Consider the following 18,670-nt stretch of genomic DNA (forward strand, 5'->3'; position numbering starts at 1 on the left):
GAGTGGTGCGTGGATCAGGCCTTTGAAACGTGCGCCGGGGCGACCGGCTCGGCAGCCACCCGGTCAATGCGCGATGACAGTATGGAAAGAATGTTGCCAATACGGTCACGCATATCGCGACGATCGACAATCACATCGACGGCGCCATGCTCCAGCAGGAACTCGGAGCGCTGAAAACCTTCAGGCAAGGTTTCGCGCACGGTTTGTTCAATCACGCGCGGACCGGCAAAACCGATCAAGGCATTGGGTTCAGCGACAATCACGTCGCCCAGCATCGCCAGGCTGGCGGAAACGCCGCCCATGGTCGGATCGGTCAACACGGAAATAAACGGGATGCCTTTTTCGCCCATGCGCGCCAGGGCAGCACTGGTCTTGGCCATTTGCATCAAGGACAGCAATGCCTCTTGCATGCGGGCCCCGCCACTGGCCGAGAAACATACCAGCGGTATCTGTTGTTCCAGGCAAACATTCACCGCGCGGACAAAGCGCTCACCAACTACCGAGCCCATGGAGCCGCCCATGAAACGGAATTCGAATGAGCATGCTACCAGCGGCTGGCCGTTGACCTGCCCCTGCAAGACAATCAGCGCATCTTTTTCGCTGGTGGTTTTCTGGGCGATGGCTATGCGTTCCTTGTATTTTTTGCTGTCCTTGAAATTCAAGGCATCAATAGGTGAAAGGTTGGCGCCAATTTCGTGACGAGGCTCCTTGTCCAGAAACAGGTCGAGACGTTCACGCGCGCCGATGCGCATGTGATGCGTGCACTTGGGACAAACACTTTGATTTTCTTCCAGTTCGGCGCGATACAACACGGCGCCACAGGCAGGGCATTTCTTCCACAGACCTTCCGGGATGGACTTCTTGCCATCACTCTTGATCTTTGGCGGCAATAACTTGTCAAACCAGCTCATGCTGAGACTCCAACTTCGTCGATGGCTGTTCTGAGCACAGCCATAAATTGTTCTGCTTCTTCGGCAATCTTGTCGACACCGCCGTTCACCCGGGCCAACCGGGCCACCAAGGCACTGCCAACAACTATAGCATCTGCAACACCGGCAACCGCTGCTGCAGTCTCGGGATCCTTGATACCAAATCCGACGCCCAGTGGCAGCTTGGTAAACTGTCGAATTTGTTCAAGTTTATCATGGACTTCGGCAGTATTCATATTGCTGGCGCCAGTGACACCACGCAAGGAAACATAATAGATGAAACCGCGCGCGGCTGCCGCAACACGGCGCATGCGCTCAGCCGTACTGGTGGGTGCCAGCAAGAAAATCGGATCGATATGTTTCAGCGCCAATTCCCTGGTGAAATCCTCGGCTTCCTCGGGTGGCAGATCCACCGTCAACACACCATCAACACCGGCTGCAGCTGCAGCCTGGGCAAATTTCGCGTAGCCCATGACTTCCACGGGATTCAGGTAACCCATTAATATTACGGGAGTTTCCTGATCCTCATGGCGAAACTGCTGAACCATGGCCAACACATCACGCAGGCTGACATTGTGTGTCAGTGCACGCTCACTGGCATGCTGGATGACCGGGCCTTCAGCCATGGGGTCGGAAAATGGCACGCCCACTTCAAGAATATCGGCGCCGCCACGAACCAGGGCATGCATCACCGGCACGGCCGCTTCCGGTGACGGATCACCGGCTGTAATAAATGGCACCAGGGCCTTTCGACCGGATGATTTCAAAGATTCAAAACGGCTGGCAATTCGAGACATCAGAATGTAATCCCCTCTCGTGCCGCCACGGTGTGCACATCCTTGTCGCCACGACCGGAAAGGTTGATGACGATGGTTTTGTTTTTGCCCAGCTGTTTCGCCAGCTTTTTGCCATAAGCTACAGCGTGGGACGATTCCAGCGCCGGCAATATCCCTTCGACCCGGGTCAACTCGTGAAATGCTGCCAACGCTTCATTGTCGTCAATGGCGACATAGTTGGCGCGACCGCAATCCTTCAGCCAGGCATGCTCGGGACCAACACCCGGGTAATCGAGCCCGGCGGAAACGGAATGGGTTTCGATAATCTGGCCATCATCGGTTTCCATCAGGTAAGTGCGATTGCCGTGCAACACACCGGGGCGACCGGCACACAGCGGTGCCGCATGTCGACCCGTATCCAGGCCATCGCCAGCGGCCTCGACACCATAAATAGCCACATCCTTGTCATCGATGTACGGATAAAACAGGCCCATGGCATTGGAACCGCCGCCGACGCAGGCCACCAGCGCATCGGGCTGACGGTCTTCAAATTCGCGAATCTGGTATTTCACTTCACGGCCAATGACAGACTGGAAGTCGCGCACCATGGCCGGGTACGGATGCGGACCGGCAACCGTACCAATAATATAAAAGGTATTGTCGATATTGGTGACCCAGTCTCGCATGGCCTCGTTGAGCGCATCCTTGAGGGTCCTGGAGCCGGACTCCACCGGCACCACGGTCGCACCCAGGAGTTTCATGCGATAGACATTGATAGCCTGCCGGGCAATATCCTCCGAGCCCATGTACACCACGCACTCCATTCCCAGTCGCGCCGCCACGGTGGCCGATGCCACACCGTGCTGACCGGCGCCGGTCTCGGCAATAATGCGGGTTTTGCCCATGCGCTTGGCCAGCAAGGCCTGGCCGATGGTGTTGTTTACCTTGTGCGCACCGGTGTGATTCAGGTCTTCGCGCTTGAGATAGATGCGGGCACCGCCCCAGGCGGCGGTCAGGCGTTGGGCCGGATAAAGCGGGGATGGCCGCCCCACGTAGAGCCGAAGATCGTCCATGAACTCGGCCTGGAATTCCGGATCCTCACGATAGCGCTCGTAGGCTACACGCAATTCCGTCAGCGGCTGCATCAGGGTTTCGGCAACAAACATGCCGCCGTAGGGACCAAAATGGCCGCGATCATCAGGTAATGTGTAATCAGTCATATGCTGCTCTTACTGCCTTGGTGAATGCAGCCATCAGCGCTGCATCCTTGATTCCTTTTTCCCGCTCGACACCGGAACTCACGTCAACCGCGTACGGCCGGACTTGCCGGATCGCGGCCTGGACATTGCCAGGGTTCAGTCCACCCGCCAGGATGACGGGCCTGGTGATTCCCTCGGGAACCTGCGCCCAGTCAAACACCTCGCCGGTTCCGCCCGCCGCATTCACGGAATAACTGTCCACCAGCAGACCACAACTGTCATCGTAATTGGATGCAGCCACGGCCAGGTCCGTGCCCGGCTTCATTCGAATCGCCTTGATATAAGGCTTGGCAAAGTTACGGCAATACTCGGCCGGTTCATCGCCATGAAACTGGAGCAAATCCACAGCCGTGCGCTCGATAACCGTTTCCACCAGCTCCGGGTCCGCGTCCACGAACAAGGCCACCTTGGTGACAAATGCGGGTACCTGCGCCATCAACCGGGCCGCGGCTGCCACGTCAACCGCCCTCGGGCTGGCAGGCACAAACACGAACCCCAAGGCATCGGCGCCGGCATCCACTGCAGCTTCTGCATCCTCGGTACGGGTAATGCCGCAAATCTTGACTCGTGTGCGCATAACACTGCCCTCTCGGCGAGCGCGCAAGCTTACCAAAGCCCTGTGCCGGGCGGAAGTTGCGGTATATTAAAGTGCTCCGGGTACTCAATCCGGGTCAGGTACAGGCCATCGGCAGGCGCCGTGACCCCGCCCCGGGTTCGATCGCGCATCTCCAATACCTCGCGCGCCCATTCCGGGGGCTGCTCACCCGTACCGATAGCCATCAATACGCCGGCAATATTGCGCACCATGTGGTGCAGAAAGGCATCGGCATAGACAATGATATGGATAAACTCGCCCTGCCGGATAACGTCCAGTTTGCGTATTTCGCGCACCGGGCTCTTGGCCTGGCAATGCACGGTTCGGTAGGAACTGAAATCATGGCGACCAAGCAGAAAACTGGCGCCGTGCTGCATGAGCGTGGCATCAAGATCGCGGTATTCATGGGTTACCCGACGATACAACAATGCCGGTGCTGACTGGCGATTCAGAATAACATAACGATACCAGCGACCTGTTGCCGAGAACCGGGCATGAAACTCGTCGTCCACCACATCGATCCAGCGCAACTTGATGTCGTCGGGCAACTGCGCGTTAACGCCGCGAAACCACGAATACTGGCTACGCTCGGCCCGTGTATCAAAATGAATTACCTGGGCGCTGGCATGCACACCAGTATCAGTACGGCCGGCGGTAATAACGCGAACAGTTTCGTTGGCAACAAATGATACGGCACGCTCCACCTCGCCCTGAACGGTGCGCGAGCCCTCCTGGTATTGCCAGCCGTAAAAGCTGGCGCCGCAATATTCGACTATGGCTGCAATTCGCATGGCGCCAGTATACCCGGTCAGCCTGTTACTGCCGAGCCTAACGCTTGCGGTTCAAACGTATGGCAGTCTGCCGATCCGGCACATATAACTGCCTGGTACAGCGCGAGTAGCTGACGTCAAACGCGGCCATCGCCATGGGACTGGTGGCGGCATCTGCCTGCTTTACCACGACCATTAGCGCACCCTGACTCTTGAACACTGCTGCCGGGATCATGATCTCTGAAATGGAGTCGGGCGCGAGCTCATACTTGCCAAGCAACTTGTAACGGAACCGTGGCTCAACATTCCGGCCATCAGCGGAGTAATCAATTCGCGTCTCAAGAATGATGTGTGCCTCGGTAAAACGGGTTTCCGGTTTATCCGTTGAAATGGTAACGACGGCCGGCTGCGTTGACGATTCCGATAACACCAGGCCGGTTACGGCCAAACCTGCACCGTCAGACAATCGCCACGAGCCCGAGCCATAAACCCGGTCCATGTAGGCCTGGCGCCCGGGATCAGCCTCGCCAAGATTTGGACCAAGAGTCTGCGACAGGGTGTTGATGGGTATATGAAGCGTGTCTTGTTTCACGCAACCAGGCAACTCTCCGGCGTACGTTGACGATGAAATACACCAGGCAATTACCGGCAGGACAAAAGATATTTTTCGGAAACAATTCATTACATGATTGTGCATCAAAACCGGCATAGTGCGCAACGATCATGAATGCCGGATAAACGGCCAGACCATGGGCAAAGGATCAGACCGATGGCGAACACTGGCGCAGACAACAGCGCTATTCTTCATCATGGACTAACTGTTCGAAATGACCTGTATCAAACATTCAATACATGGGGGATAAACCAGTGTTGGCGAAAGAAAGGAATATCACCGATTTGACTGTTTCATTGAATCGTTTTACCGGGAGTTATGAACATGTACTCGGAACAAACAGTCCACAGCCAGCCGAAATTATCACTGTTATGGATGCAACCGACCAGCATGAAGCCGAATTGTTTCTTCAGATCAACATTGATCTTCACAGGAACCGTACAAATAGTGCAATACTTGTTACTAATTGCGACAAAAGACCGGCAACTGACTTATGCCGATGGGGAGGCAGTCATAAGCAGATTAGTCGCTACTGCGAAACCAATTGCAGTGCTGCCCTGACACGCCCGTCATGACCACTGGGTTAACGACCACACTGCACGGAAAAAATGTCCCGCAGCGCATAAACAAAAGACCCGGCTGGCGCCGGGTCAATTGTTCCCTTCCCTGGGAGTACCACTCCTTTAAACAACACCGGGCAGCCCGAACACAAGCGGGACCACATAACTGAACACATATCGGGATAGACTCATGAGACTGCTGAAATGGTATTGATTGCAGGAATGGCCGAAACAAATATTGCAGGGTCGCCATCCCTGGCGAATTGCGCAATCCATCACTTCCTCCATTGAAGTCTAGCTATATCCCTATGCCCTTATCCGAAGGGTCGGCGAAGTATAAAACAATGTATTTTCGAAACACAATGCAGCGCATATGACAGGCGGGTCGACAGTTATTTGTAATATATAATTATGAATTCCACGCCGGTGACTTTTTCACCAAAACCAGAAAATCAGCCAAATTTGGCAATTTCTGAAGACATGGTCGAGCATGAACAAGTGTTGTCAATCCAGACCTGGTGAGCAAGGAAAAATAACAGGGTTACTACCCCCGATTGCAGGTTACGGGTCACAATGCGGGGGATCGGGAAACATTCTTCAATCAAATAAATGACTTAGCAATGCGCGACTTGGCAAGAAAACATTTACAACAATGCAAACCTGTTTACTGGTATCCCGGTAATCGGCTTATACCTACCGATCAGGATATTATGTCCATATCGTCCACACCTTGATAACCACGGGGCAGCTTCAGGCCACGCAAGGCTCGCTCTCCAACGTAATGCTCAAGGTCAGCTGATGTAAGATTACGCTTTTTGCTTCCCGCGAGAACCATCAGGCTCTTGTCTTCGGCATAGGCAACAACCTTCACCACCCGCTCTTCGCCTTTTTTGAGCTTGGCAGTCGGTACATTGATAATCTTGTTGCCCTTGCCCTTGGCCATCTCCGGCAACTCGGCAATCATGAAAGTCAGAAGGTGGCCGGCACTGGTAACCGCGGCTATCCAGTCTTCGTCGTAACTGGTTACGCGCTGTGGCGGTAATACCCTGGCACCTTCCGGCACCTTGAGAACAGCCTTGCCATTCTTGTTCTTGGCATACAACTCCCCAAGCTTGGCAACAAAACCGTAACCGTAACTTGTGGCCAACAGGTATTTGTCATCCGGGTCACCAAGCATGACACCGGCAAAGCTTGCGCCCGCAGGGGGATTAAACGTACCGGACAGGGGTTCACCCTGGCCGCGGGCCGACGGCAACTTGTGCGCCGGCATGGAATAGGTTCGGCCGGTGGAATCAATAAACACCACTTGCTGGTTGCTTCGTCCCTTGGCCGCATCAAGAAAACGATCTGTGCCCTTGTAGCTGAGCGCCCGCGGATCCACTTCATGACCTTTGCCTGCACGCACCCAGCCCTTTTCCGACAAGATGGCGGTAACCGGTTCCGTCGGCATTAACTGCGTCAGGTCAATGGCCTGTGCCAGTTCACGCTCGACTATGGGTGAGCGCCGCTCGTCTCCGAATTCATGCGCATCCGCAACCAGTTCATCGCGTACCAGTTTTTTCAGTTTTGCCCGCGATCCGAGAATGCTGCTCAATTCCTTGCGTTCTCGTTCCAGCTCTTCCTGCTCGCCACGAATTTTCATTTCTTCAAGCTTGGCCAGGTGGCGCAACTTGGTTTCTAGTATGGCTTCGGCCTGGATATCGGTCAGCTTGAACCGCTTCATCAATACCGGCTTGGGTTCATCCTCGGTCCGGATGATCCTGATCACCTCGTCGAGGTTAAGATAGGCAACAAGCAGACCCGCCAGGACATGCAACCGCGCCTCGACACGCTCCAGGCGCCACTGCAAACGACGCTGCACCGTGTGCAGACGAAATATCAGCCATTCGCTCAACAGGTCCCGCAAGTTGAATACGCGTGGCCGCCCCTTCAAGCCAATCATGTTGAGATTGACACGGTACGTTCGCTCGAGATCAGTGGTGGCAAACAGGTGTGACATCAATTCATCTGCATCCACCCGGTTGGATCGCGGCACGATCACCAGTCGCATCGGGTTTTCATGATCAGATTCGTCACGCAGGTCCTCGACCATGGGCAGTTTCTTGTTCTGCATCTGCCTGGCAATCTGTTCAAGCACCTTGGCGCCGGAAACCTGGTACGGCAATGCGGTCAGCACAATGTCGCCATTCTCGCGGGTCCAGCGGGCGCGCATCCTGATTGAACCGTTACCGGTTTCATACATCTGTTTCAGCTCGGCCCTGGGCGTAATGATTTCGGCCTCGGTCGGATAGTCCGGGCCTTTTACATGCTTGAGCAGCTTGCTTATGGGTGTTTTCGGATCGTCCAGCAACAATACACAGGCTTCAACTACCTCGCGAACGTTATGCGGTGGTATATCGGTAGCCATACCCACTGCAATGCCGGTTGTGCCATTCAATAATACGTTGGGCAAACGCGCCGGCATCACCTTGGGCTCGTGCAGCGTGCCGTCAAAATTGGGAATCCAGTCCGTCGTACCCTGGCCCAGTTCGGATAACAGCACCTGCGAGAACCGGGTTAAACGCGACTCGGTATAACGCATGGCCGCGAAAGACTTGGGATCATCGGGCGAGCCCCAGTTGCCCTGGCCATCAATGAGCGGGTAACGATAACTAAAGGACTGCGCCATCAGCACCATGGCTTCGTAACAGGCCGAATCACCATGCGGGTGGAACTTGCCCAATACATCACCCACGGTACGGGCAGACTTCTTGTACTTGGCCGCGGCATTCAGCCCAAGCTCGGACATGGCATAGACGATTCGTCGCTGTACCGGCTTGAAACCATCGCCGATATGCGGCAATGCCCGGTCCAGGATGACGTACATGGAATAATTGAGATACGCCTGCTCGGTAAACTCGGCAAGGGTTACCTGCTCGGTACGCGCCAACTTGGGCGCGGCGGCTTCAACAACAACCTGGCTTTTGCTTTTCGACGACGACTTGCCCGCTTTGCGCGCAGTCTTTTTGGCCGCCTTCTTTGCTGATTTCCTTGCGACGCGTTTCTTCTTGGCAGCCATCAGTTCACCTCCGCCTTGTCGCCTTTTTGTTCCAGCCACGCCTTGCGATCAGCCGAGCGTTTCTTGGCCAGCAGCATATCCATAATCTTGTCTGCCGGGTCGCGACCACTGTTGATGGTCAGCTGAACCAGTCGCCGGCTCGCCGGGTCCATGGTGGTTTCACGCAGCTGCGAAGGATTCATTTCACCCAGCCCCTTGAAACGCTGGACATTCACCTTGCCACGCAGCTTGTCTTCTTCGATGGTTTTCAGCACTCGCGCCTTTTCAGCCTCATCAAGCGCGTAATAAATCTTCTTGCCGACATCGATACGATATAAAGGTGGCATGGCCACATAGATATGCCCCTCTTCCACCAGCTTGCGGAAATGTTTGACAAACAGGGCGCATAACAACGTGGCAATATGCAGGCCGTCTGAATCAGCATCAGCAAGAATACAAATCTTGCCGTATCGCAAACCGGCCAGGCTATCGGAGCCGGGATCAACGCCGAGGGCCACGGCAATATCGTGCACTTCCTGGGACGCCAGCACTTCTCCTGAATCCACTTCCCAGGTATTCAGGATTTTTCCGCGCAGCGGCATGATCGCCTGGAATGTTCGATCACGCGCCTGCTTTGCCGAGCCGCCCGCGGAATCACCCTCTACCAGGAACAACTCGGCACGACCCAGATCCTGGTCGGAACAATCGGCCAGCTTGCCGGGCAAGGCCGGGCCAGTACCGATTTTCTTGCGCTCAACGCGCTTGCCGGCGCGCAACCGCGCCTGGGCATTATCAATGGCAAGCTGGGCAATGGTTTCAGCGATGGCAATGTGCTGGTTCAACCAAAGACCAAAACCATCCTTCGCCGCTGTCTGCATGAACGCCGCGGCTTCTCGCGATGACAGTCTATCCTTGGTCTGCCCGGAAAACTGCGGCTCTTTCATTTTCAGGGACAGGACAAAACTGCAACGGTTCCAGATATCATCCGGTGCCAGCTTGATACCGCGAGGCAGCAGGTTGCGATATTCGCAGAACTCGCGCATGGCTTCGGTCAAGCCTTGACGGAAACCGTTTACATGGGTGCCATCCTGGGGTGTCGGGATCAGGTTGACGTAACTTTCCATTACCGGCTCACCGCCCTGGGGTTGCCAGGCGATGGCCCAGTCGGCTTCCTCGTCTGCAGACTTGTAGCTGCCAACAACCGGGTCTTCGGGCAACAGCTCATGGTCACCCAGTTCGGACAACAGGTAATCCTTGAGGCCGTCTTCGTATTGCCATTCCTCGTTATCCTTGCTGTCGGCCTCGTTGGCAAACGAAACATACAAGCCCGGGCACAGAACGGCCTTGGCACGCAAGACATGCTTCAAACGCGGAACGCTGAACTTGACCGAATCAAAGAATTTGGCATCAGGCCAGAAATGTATGGTGGTACCGGTAACACGTGCACCAACTGAACCGACCGCTCGAAGACTGGAGGTTTTCTGGCCGTCGGCAAAGCTCATCTTGTGTTCCTTGCCGCCACGGCGAACCAGCACTTCCAGCTTTTTCGACAAGGCGTTAACAACGGATACACCAACACCGTGAAGACCGCCCGAGAAAGTATAGTTCTTGTTGGAGAACTTGCCGCCTGCATGCAGGCGCGTCAGTATGACTTCGACACCGGATACCTTCTCGCCCTTGTGCTTGTCCACCGGCATGCCGCGACCATCATCCTTGACCGACAGCGAGCCATCCTTGTGCAGTGTCACCTCGACCGAGGATGCGTGGCCGGCGATGGCTTCGTCAACACTGTTATCAATAACTTCCTGGGCGAGATGGTTGGGGCGTTCCGTCTGGGTATACATCCCGGGACGGCGACGGACCGGTTCAAGACCGGTTAAAACCTCAATGGCGGACGAATCGTAGGCTGATGACATTCAGTTCATGCAAAGAAAACCAGTTGGCTGATCTTGTATCACAAATTTCTGTATTTATCATGCCATTCCGCTCAAAAACCCGCGGGAACGGGTTTTTGGTACCGGCAAATGGTCAGACGCTGTCGGTTGCGGATGCGGGGCATGATTACTGGAATGCCTCTGCTTCAACTTCGAGATAGGCAAGACTTACCAGGCGTCCGATATGCTCGTTAAAGCGTACCCAGCCCGTATAGGATTTCAGTGCTCCGACAACAGTCGGCTTCATTTCGAAATCGCTTTTGCCGGCATTGTACTCGGTGGTTACCGTGCTGCGCAGGGTATCGAGGAAGTGCCGGTAAGTGCTGGCCACTTCCTGGCCACCCGCCTTGCCGTGCCCGGGTACATACAGCGTGGCACCGGTTTGCATTGCCCGGTCTATGGCAGCGATGTTGCCTTTGAAGCTACTGCTGGATATTCCCACCATGCCATTGCGAACAATATCACCGGTCAGGATTGCCTTTAATTCCGGAATCTCCACCATAATATCATTCTCGCTATGGGCAAGCCCGGTATGGTGAATACGGAAACTGAGGTCGCCGATTCGGATCACATCACCATCCTTGACGACCTTGTTGGGCACTACCGGTTTCGTACCTGCGACGGCATTGGCGGTTGCTTCGTTAAACAACTTGATCCAGCGATCGCCTTCTCCTTCATTTGCCTGCTTGATCATGTTTGCATGAGCATAAATATCAATGCCGGGATTGGCCTGGCTGAAAGCCTGGTTCCCAAGCCAGTGATCACCGTGCGCATGGGAGTTGAAGACGGCGACAACCGGTTTGTCAGTAATACCGCGAATCTTCTTCAGCGCCATGTCGCCGACATAGACACTGGTGCCAGGATCCATGACCACCACACCCTCGCTTGAGATCACAAATATAATGTTGTTGCGAAATCCCTGGTTGGCAATGGTGGGCTCGCTTACTGGCCCGTAGATTACATACAGCCTGTCATTAAGCCGGGTTAACGGGTAGTCCGTCTTGATGACCTTCGACGCATCAGCGCCGACAATACCGGTCATAAAGATCAACAGGCCGGCAATCAATCCCGATCTCTTTGCATACAAAAGCTTCTGCATAACTTCCTCCTGGATTCTCTCCATGCCTCCGCCGGCACCCTGCTCGCGGTCGGAGGCGTATTCAATGTCCTTTAGATCAGGCAACCCGCGACCACTGCTCCGGCATCAACGCCTGATCAAGATCAGTACCCATAATGCGGTTGGCGAAAATGGCCAACAACTTGTTTCCATAAATCAGGATGACTTCCAGTACTTGCTCCCGCGTATAGCCGGCAGCCAGGAAGGTGTCCACATCGGCATCGTCCACATGGCCATTGGTGCAGACCAGCTTGCTGGCGAACCGGTGCAATGCTTCCAGCTTTTGATCACCCAGCGACTCACCGTTACGCAGACGACTGACAGTCTGCTCGGCAACGCCTCCCATTTTGGCAAACGTCGAATGCGCTGCAACGCAGTACGAACACTCTCCCTCCCGGGTCACTGCCAGCAGTATTACATGTTGCTCTTCCTCCGAAAACGAGGTGTTATGTACAAGACTGTCGAGGCTCATGTAGGCCTCCAGTATTCTCGGTGATACCGCCATGGCGCCAAGCGCATTGGGAATAAACCCGTAATGCCCCTTAACCATCGCCAGCATTTTGCCGGATTCCACGGGAGCGGTGTTTTCGTCATAAATCTGGTAACCGTTTTTCATGTCCATCTCCTTGATTTTTGATAACTCGAAATGTCTACTGCGGGGAGAATCAAACCAAAGCGGCGACAAAAAGTTATGATGAAGACCTGATGATTTTCTTATGATTTGATCACCTTAATATAACTTATTGTTTTTAATACTAAATATACAATAATCCAGCCTATGCCCAGCGAATATCCGCAGGAAGTGGTGTCCTTCTACCTGGACGACTGGTTTGTCGATCCGGCAACCAACCGTATCCGTAACGGCGACCGGGAGATCAAGCTGGAACCCAGGGTAATGGCGGTACTGCTTTACCTCGCAAAAAATAGGGGACAAGTTGTGACGCGCGAACAGCTTGAGCAGGACATCTGGTCAGGTGTAATCGTGGGCTACGACTCGCTCACTACCACGGTCAACAAGCTGCGCAAATCCCTGGGTGATGACCCGAAACACCCTCGTTACATTGAAACCCTGTCCAAGAGAGGTTACCGGCTCATCGCCGATACCCGGCTTCAGGCACAGGAGCATACTGGCAAGGCCGTCAGTGCCAATGCCAGCCTGGCGCAAAAACGTGTATTTCGGCTTGTCCTGCTTACCGTGGTGATGATTACCGCAATTTTGCTACTACCGCCACAAATGACGACCAGGGAACCGCAACCACATGAAAACACTCTTCCGTCCATTGCCGTGCTTCCGTTCAAAAGCATTGCTCAACGACCGGACCAGGAATACTTCACCGATGGCATTACCGAAGACCTGACTACCGACCTCTCCAAGATGTCAGGCTTGCTTGTAATCTCCCGACGATCCGCGTTCACCTACAAGAACAAGGAGATCGACGCCCGCGATGTAGGCCGGGAACTGAATGTCCGTTATGTATTGCAGGGCAGCGCCCGGGCGGCAAATGATCGCCTGCGCGTCAATGCGCAACTGGTTGATACCGAAACCGGTATTGAATTATGGGCGGAACGCTATGATCGCAAACGCGATGACGTGTTTGCGATCCAGGACGAGTTGCGCACAAAGATCATTGCCGCCCTGTCCATTGTCCTGACCAACAAGGAAAAGCAGCGAATCGCCCGCCGCTACACTCACAGCATTGATGCCTACGACAGCTTCCTGAAAGGACAGTCCTACCTAGTCAAGCAAACCCGGGCAGACACAGTTATTGCCCGGCAACATTTCCAACGCGCCATCGACAGCGACCCCGGCTTCGCACGCGCCTACAGTGGACTGGCACTGGCTTATGAAAATGAATACCGCTTCGGCTGGTCTGACAATCCAGGACAAACCGCAAAGCTGGCACTCGCTAAAGGCATGCAGGCACTGGGACTGGACAAGGAATCGCCTCAAACCCATTGGGTCCTGGGAACTGTCTACCTGTTTGTCAGCGGTGATCACGACCAGGCCATTGCCATGGGCGAGGCCACCATCGATATCGATCCCAATCATGCTGATGGCCTGATGTTACTGGCGGTAACCTATGCCTTTGGAGGTGAACCGGACAGGGCCATTGCGCTGGTGGAAAAAGCCAAGCGACTCAACCCGTTTTACCCGTCGCAGTATCCATCGGTGCTAGGGCTTGCCAACCTGCTGACAGGAAGATACGACAGCGCGATCACGGCTTACGAGGAATCCATTGCCATTAATCCAGTTCGAATCCAGCCCAACGTGTACCTGGTCGCCGCCTATGTGCGCAGTGGGCAAATGGAGCATGCGCGCTGGCAGGCAGACAGGATCAGGGCGGATTTTCCCGGGTTTGACCTGGAACGCTGGGCCAGGCATCAACCTTATCGGGACAGGACCACGATGGCCGCCATACTTGCCGACATCAGGCAAGCCGGGCTATGACACATTACGCGTCAGGCCAGGTCTCCGGCCAATGAGTCACGGGTTGCTGTTGCAACCGGCTTAATGGCCAGTGTGCAGTTTTCATGATCCACGCCCATGTTGATATCGGCACCGTTTTTTACTGCTGCCGCCATCTCCGCGGTCAGCTCGAAGCGAACAAAGTGTACTGATGACGTCTTTTCCTCGGTCTCACGCTCCAGGTCTTCATCGGCGATAGCATAAACCTTGTCCATACCATCCACCTGTACCCACAACCGGTCCTCGATACCCACCAGAGTGGCCAGCACTTTCTTGCGCTCTTCCACGTCTTCATATTCGATCATGAAAGTAGCCTTGAAATTGCCGCCATCGGGAATCAGCGGGTTATAGGCATCCAGCTCTTCCTGTATACCATCAGCCTCAAAAATTTTTTCAATGCGCAGCATTTCCTGGACCTGGTACTGCATGGTCAGCCTGTCTTCAAAGTACAGCGTGATATGCTCGTTCAGGTGAACCTTGCGCGGTTTTTTGTGTTCCAGCACCCTCGCCCGGAACTGCGGACGCTGCTGCGAATACTCTTCAAGACTCAGCAGGTCCTGCCTGTTTAAATGGTTACTCATGTCACACCTCTCTAGATTCCGTATGCCTTGCGCAACAAGCTGATGGGATGCTCGGAGACAAAACCGTCGTCCATGCCATTTTCAATTTGCTTGCCGGCCATAGGGCAATCGCTGCCATAATGATCCGGCTCAAACTGTTTTGTCCTGTTGATGACCGGGCGGCATATCTTCATGGAAATATCGTGATACTCCTTTTTCACGGCATAAGTGCCATCATGTCCGGAACACCGTTCAATAGCCTCAATCTCCGTATCCGGCACAAGCCGGAGAATATCGCGGGTTTTCATGCCGATATTCTGCACACGCTGGTGGCAGGCAACATGATAGGCCACCTTGCCCAGGCTGTTCCTGAATTCGGTGTTGAGCTTGCCATCCTTGTGTCGAAGCGCCAGGTACTCAAACGGATCATAGATGGCGTTCTTGACTGCCAGCACATCGGCATCGCCAGGAAACATCAGCGGCAGCTCCTGCTTGAACATCAACACGCAGGACGGTACCGGCGCAATAATGTCATAACCATCATCGACCAGCTTCTTCAGGACCGGAATGTTGGCATCCTTGGCGCTGGCTACCGCATCGAGATCACCCAGCTCCAGCTTGGGCATGCCACAGCACTGCTCCTTTTCGGCCAGCACAACCGGAATGCCGTTGTGCTCGAGGATTGCTGCCAGGTCTTCGCCTATATCCGGCGCATTGCGGCTGCCATAACAGGTCGCGAACAACGCCACCTTGCCGGTGGTCTTGCCTGCTGCTTCGGCAGTATTGTTACTCTTGTGTGAGCGCATGCGTTTTTGCAGCGTATTGTTGTGATACTCAGGCAAGGATGCTTTTGAAGACACACCCAGAACGCTTTCCAGCAGTTTGCGCGTGACGCCATTTTTGTTTGCAGTATTGACGATGCCTGATACAACAGGAATACCCGCCAGGCTACCGACAGCGTCGGTGCTGGACAGAATCTTGTCGCGAAGACTGGCGCCCTCTTTTTTATAACGTACGGCCTTTGCTCGCAGCATCAGGTGCGGAAAATCCACTTTCCATTCGTGAGGTGGTACATAGGGGCACTTGGTCATGTAACACAGGTCGCACAAATAGCAGTGATCCACCACGTTCCAGTAATCCTTGTGGGCAACACCGTCCACCTCCATGGTATCGGATTCGTCCACCAGGTCGAAAAGCGTCGGAAACGCGTTGCACAAACTGACACAGCGACGGCAACCGTGACAGATGTCATAGACACGCTCCAGTTCGAGCATCAAATCATTTTCATCATAAAAAGCCGGATTTTTCCAATCCAGCGGATGACGGGTTGGTGCGTCGAGACTACCCTCTCTCGTTCCAGCAGGACCAGCCATAGCGTATTACCCCGATAAATTCAGCAAGAGTTGTTTGAACAAGATAAAACGGGGCCGGTAAAGGCCCCGTATGTCTCTCTTGGCACAGCGGCCCGATTAACCGTCGAGATTGTCCAGGGCTTTCTGGAAACGGTTGGCGTGGGAACGCTCTGCCTTGGCCAGGGTCTCAAACCAGTCAGCGATTTCATCAAAGCCTTCATCACGAGCAGACTTGGCCATGCCCGGATACATATCCGTGTACTCATGGGTTTCACCGGCGATGGATGCTTTCAGGTTGTCAGCAGTTGCACCAATTGGCAGGCCGGTTGCCGGGTCACCGACAGCTTCCAGGTATTCCAGGTGGCCATGTGCGTGGCCGGTTTCGCCTTCTGCGGTAGAACGGAAAACTGCGGCTACGTCGTTGTAACCTTCAACATCAGCCTTGGCCGCAAAATACAGGTAACGACGGTTGGCCTGGGATTCACCGGCGAACGCATCTTTCAGGTTCTGTTCGGTCTTGCTACCTTTGAGATCCATACTCTTATCTCCATTTCATTTATGTGGTTAGTATCAATTTCGCAACGCGAAACGAATTAGAATGATTCTAAACAAAAAGGCCCAAAACTGTCAAACAGGCTCTCTGGACTGGAACGGCGTGAAGCGGAAGCCGCTAGTGTGCCCCAAACCGGACATTTTCCCAAGCCACATCGCCCAGCGTCACATCCAGCCCGGTACCCGCATTCCTGGGCAACGCCCCATGCTCAGAAATTACTTCCGGGTTGGAAAACAAGCGATTGATTGGCAAGCTCGATTTTTTTCTCCGCCTGTCTTGGAAATTGGCCGAAATCGGGATAAATAGTTGGCTTGCCCGGAAATCTCTACTACTATGTCCTAAGTAATAGGTATCGCAACAAAAAACTGAACCAAAAGCCGGAATTAATCGACAGCAAACCAGATGGCCACCCCTAATACGACATCCAATCTCAGCGGTCTGGCGCTGCGCCTTGTTCGCGATAACCTGCTAAGCACTGCTGACGCTGAACGCTTCCTGGCCGAAGCTCAGAAGAAAAAAACCCCGTTTGTCAGCTGGCTTGTCGACAACAAGAAACTTGATGCGGCCACATTGGCTCGAGCCGCTTCCCAGGAATTCGGCGTACCGTTAATGCAGATTACTGCATTCGACCATGAAACCATTCCAACCTCGCTGGTAAATGAAAAAATTATTGAACGCCATCGCGCCCTGCCGCTGTTCAAGCGCGGCTCCCGCCTGTTCGTGGCTGTTTCTGACCCCACCAATGTACAAGCCCTGGATGAAATAAAATTCAATACAGGTCTCGGCACTGAACCAATTCTGGTTGAAGATGACAAACTGTCAGCAATGATCCAGAAAGTTCAGGATGCAACGGACACCACCTTGTCCGACCTGGGCGACGATGACGGGCTGGAAAATCTGGATTTTGCTGACGAAGGCGATGATGCCACGGGCAACGAGACCTCCAATGACGGCGCCAATGAAACGCCTATCGTCAAATTCGTAAACAAGGTATTAATCGACGCCATTAACCGTGGCGCATCGGATATACATATCGAGCCGTACGAAAAATCCTACCGCGTCAGGTATCGGCAAGATGGTGTATTGCAGGAAGTTGCATCACCCCCGCTGGCACTGGCAGCCCGAATCGCCGCACGTTTCAAGATACTTTCGCGCCTCGATATTGCCGAACGCCGTGTTCCGCAAGACGGTCGAATGAAAATGCGCCTGTCCAAAAACCGCGCCATAGATTTTCGTGTCAGTACACTGCCGACCCTGTTTGGCGAAAAGATCGTGCTGCGTATCCTGGATCCAACATCCGCCACCCTCGGTGTAGACAAGCTCGGTTTCGAGACGGACCAGAAAGAAGCCTTCCTCGATGCAGTTCATCGCCCCTATGGCATGGTTCTGGTAACAGGTCCAACGGGCTCCGGTAAAACGGTGTCACTCTATACCGCGGTCAATATTCTGAATACACCGGACAGAAACATTTCAACTGCAGAAGATCCGGTGGAAATTAACCTTGCCGGTATCAACCAGGTCAACATCAACGAGAAAGCCGGGCTGGATTTCGGTGCCGCGTTACGTTCGTTCCTTCGCCAGGATCCGGATATCATTCTGGTTGGTGAAATTCGAGACCTTGAGACCGCGTCCATTGCCATCAAGGCTGCCCAAACCGGCCACATGGTGCTCTCGACACTGCATACAAACAGCGCACCGGCAACCCTGAGCCGCCTGGTCAACATGGGCGTACCGCCATTCAATATTGCATCTGCTATAAACCTGATTGTGGCACAACGCCTGGGCCGACGACTTTGCGAGTCTTGCAAAAAACCAGTTGATCTGCCCAAGGAAGCCCTGCTCAAGGCAGGCTTCACCGAAGAAGACCTTGCCAAGAAACCAACCATCTTCGGTCCCGGCGGTTGCGATACTTGCGGCGGCAGTGGCTACAAAGGCCGAGTCGGTATCTATGAAGTAATGCCACTCAGTGAGGCTATCGGCGAAATTATTATGCGCGGCGGCAACGAGCTCGACGTTGAAAAACAGATGATCAAGGACGGCGTCACACCCCTGCGCCGGTCAGGACTGGTCAAGATACTCAAAGGCATCACCAGCCTTGAAGAAGTAGAGCGCGTAACCAACCAGTAGTCACAATCGCGCGGCGAATCG

15 protein-coding genes are annotated in these 18,670 nt (G+C 54.2%); 2 read left to right on the top strand and 13 right to left on the bottom strand.

Features of this window, described 5'->3' with window-relative positions:
• Positions 1-14 precede the first annotated feature (14 nt).
• The 10 genes from accD to OEZ10_02990 form a co-directional block, all read right to left on the bottom strand.
• The gene (accD, locus tag OEZ10_02945; protein ID MDH5631929.1) at positions 15-911 is read right to left on the bottom strand and encodes an acetyl-CoA carboxylase, carboxyltransferase subunit beta; all 897 of its coding nucleotides are present in this window, start codon (positions 909-911) and stop codon (positions 15-17) included.
• A complete protein-coding gene (gene trpA / locus OEZ10_02950) occupies positions 908-1,726 on the bottom strand; it encodes a tryptophan synthase subunit alpha (protein ID MDH5631930.1) in 819 nt (272 codons plus the stop codon). Before trpA ends, accD begins: the two co-directional genes overlap by 4 nt.
• On the bottom strand, positions 1,726-2,925 hold the full coding sequence (trpB, locus tag OEZ10_02955) for a tryptophan synthase subunit beta (GenBank protein ID MDH5631931.1): 1,200 nt from the start codon (positions 2,923-2,925) through the stop codon (positions 1,726-1,728). The genes trpA and trpB overlap by 1 nt, the downstream gene beginning before the upstream one ends.
• Entirely contained in the window at positions 2,918-3,568 is a 651-nt protein-coding gene (locus OEZ10_02960) for a phosphoribosylanthranilate isomerase (GenBank protein ID MDH5631932.1), read from the bottom strand. The genes trpB and OEZ10_02960 overlap by 8 nt, the downstream gene beginning before the upstream one ends.
• Before the next feature lie 2 nt (positions 3,569-3,570).
• Positions 3,571-4,350, bottom strand: a complete 780-nt coding sequence (truA, locus tag OEZ10_02965) for a tRNA pseudouridine(38-40) synthase TruA (GenBank protein MDH5631933.1) — start codon at positions 4,348-4,350, stop codon at positions 3,571-3,573.
• A gap of 37 nt (positions 4,351-4,387) precedes the next feature.
• Positions 4,388-4,921: a hypothetical protein gene (locus OEZ10_02970; protein MDH5631934.1), complete on the bottom strand. Its 534-nt coding sequence runs from the start codon at positions 4,919-4,921 to the stop codon at positions 4,388-4,390.
• Between the two features lie 1,281 nt (positions 4,922-6,202).
• The gene (gene parC, locus OEZ10_02975; protein MDH5631935.1) at positions 6,203-8,560 is read right to left on the bottom strand and encodes a DNA topoisomerase IV subunit A; all 2,358 of its coding nucleotides are present in this window, start codon (positions 8,558-8,560) and stop codon (positions 6,203-6,205) included.
• On the bottom strand, positions 8,560-10,455 hold the full coding sequence (parE, locus tag OEZ10_02980; GenBank protein MDH5631936.1) for a DNA topoisomerase IV subunit B: 1,896 nt from the start codon (positions 10,453-10,455) through the stop codon (positions 8,560-8,562). The genes parC and parE overlap by 1 nt, the downstream gene beginning before the upstream one ends.
• A 145-nt stretch (positions 10,456-10,600) precedes the next feature.
• Positions 10,601-11,656 (bottom strand): MBL fold metallo-hydrolase, encoded by a 1,056-nt coding sequence (locus tag OEZ10_02985; GenBank protein ID MDH5631937.1) that lies wholly within the window; start codon positions 11,654-11,656, stop codon positions 10,601-10,603.
• Complete coding sequence (locus OEZ10_02990) at positions 11,649-12,206, bottom strand: carboxymuconolactone decarboxylase family protein (protein MDH5631938.1); 558 nt, start codon at positions 12,204-12,206, stop codon at positions 11,649-11,651. Before OEZ10_02990 ends, OEZ10_02985 begins: the two co-directional genes overlap by 8 nt.
• Positions 12,207-12,368: 162 nt before the next feature.
• On the opposite strand from OEZ10_02990, the gene OEZ10_02995 reads away from it, so the two are divergent.
• A complete protein-coding gene (locus OEZ10_02995; GenBank protein ID MDH5631939.1) occupies positions 12,369-14,039 on the top strand; it encodes a winged helix-turn-helix domain-containing protein in 1,671 nt (556 codons plus the stop codon).
• Positions 14,040-14,050: 11 nt separating this feature from the next.
• On the opposite strand, the gene OEZ10_03000 is transcribed toward OEZ10_02995, so the two are convergent.
• The 3 genes from OEZ10_03000 to OEZ10_03010 form a co-directional block, all read right to left on the bottom strand.
• The gene (locus tag OEZ10_03000; GenBank protein ID MDH5631940.1) at positions 14,051-14,638 is read right to left on the bottom strand and encodes a DUF3501 family protein; all 588 of its coding nucleotides are present in this window, start codon (positions 14,636-14,638) and stop codon (positions 14,051-14,053) included.
• A gap of 11 nt (positions 14,639-14,649) precedes the next feature.
• Positions 14,650-15,990, bottom strand: coding sequence for a heterodisulfide reductase-related iron-sulfur binding cluster (locus OEZ10_03005; GenBank protein MDH5631941.1), 1,341 nt, complete (start codon positions 15,988-15,990; stop codon positions 14,650-14,652).
• Positions 15,991-16,086: 96 nt separating this feature from the next.
• Positions 16,087-16,506: a rubrerythrin family protein gene (locus tag OEZ10_03010; GenBank protein MDH5631942.1), complete on the bottom strand. Its 420-nt coding sequence runs from the start codon at positions 16,504-16,506 to the stop codon at positions 16,087-16,089.
• 418 nt (positions 16,507-16,924) lie between these two features.
• Here OEZ10_03010 and pilB point away from each other — a divergent pair, with 418 nt between their 5' ends.
• Positions 16,925-18,649, top strand: a complete 1,725-nt coding sequence (pilB, locus tag OEZ10_03015; protein MDH5631943.1) for a type IV-A pilus assembly ATPase PilB — start codon at positions 16,925-16,927, stop codon at positions 18,647-18,649.
• Positions 18,650-18,670 lie beyond the last annotated feature (21 nt).

The organism is Gammaproteobacteria bacterium (assembly GCA_029880545.1).
Classification (GTDB): domain Bacteria; phylum Pseudomonadota; class Gammaproteobacteria; order Acidiferrobacterales; family SZUA-150; genus JAOUOD01.

What these genes read in the sequence shown, in the direction of transcription:
- pilB (MDH5631943.1), top strand. Translation starts at nt 16,925, where the DNA reads ATGGCCACCCCTAATACGACATCCAATCTCAGCGGTCTGGCGCTGCGC.
- trpA (MDH5631930.1), bottom strand. Translation starts at nt 1,726, where the DNA reads ATGTCTCGAATTGCCAGCCGTTTTGAATCTTTGAAATCATCCGGTCGA.
- OEZ10_02995 (MDH5631939.1), top strand. Translation starts at nt 12,369, where the DNA reads ATGCCCAGCGAATATCCGCAGGAAGTGGTGTCCTTCTACCTGGACGAC.
- parE (MDH5631936.1), bottom strand. Translation starts at nt 10,455, where the DNA reads ATGTCATCAGCCTACGATTCGTCCGCCATTGAGGTTTTAACCGGTCTT.
- accD (MDH5631929.1), bottom strand. Translation starts at nt 911, where the DNA reads ATGAGCTGGTTTGACAAGTTATTGCCGCCAAAGATCAAGAGTGATGGC.
- OEZ10_03010 (MDH5631942.1), bottom strand. Translation starts at nt 16,506, where the DNA reads ATGGATCTCAAAGGTAGCAAGACCGAACAGAACCTGAAAGATGCGTTC.
- OEZ10_03000 (MDH5631940.1), bottom strand. Translation starts at nt 14,638, where the DNA reads ATGAGTAACCATTTAAACAGGCAGGACCTGCTGAGTCTTGAAGAGTAT.
- OEZ10_03005 (MDH5631941.1), bottom strand. Translation starts at nt 15,990, where the DNA reads ATGGCTGGTCCTGCTGGAACGAGAGAGGGTAGTCTCGACGCACCAACC.
- parC (MDH5631935.1), bottom strand. Translation starts at nt 8,560, where the DNA reads ATGGCTGCCAAGAAGAAACGCGTCGCAAGGAAATCAGCAAAGAAGGCG.
- trpB (MDH5631931.1), bottom strand. Translation starts at nt 2,925, where the DNA reads ATGACTGATTACACATTACCTGATGATCGCGGCCATTTTGGTCCCTAC.
- OEZ10_02990 (MDH5631938.1), bottom strand. Translation starts at nt 12,206, where the DNA reads ATGAAAAACGGTTACCAGATTTATGACGAAAACACCGCTCCCGTGGAA.
- truA (MDH5631933.1), bottom strand. Translation starts at nt 4,350, where the DNA reads ATGCGAATTGCAGCCATAGTCGAATATTGCGGCGCCAGCTTTTACGGC.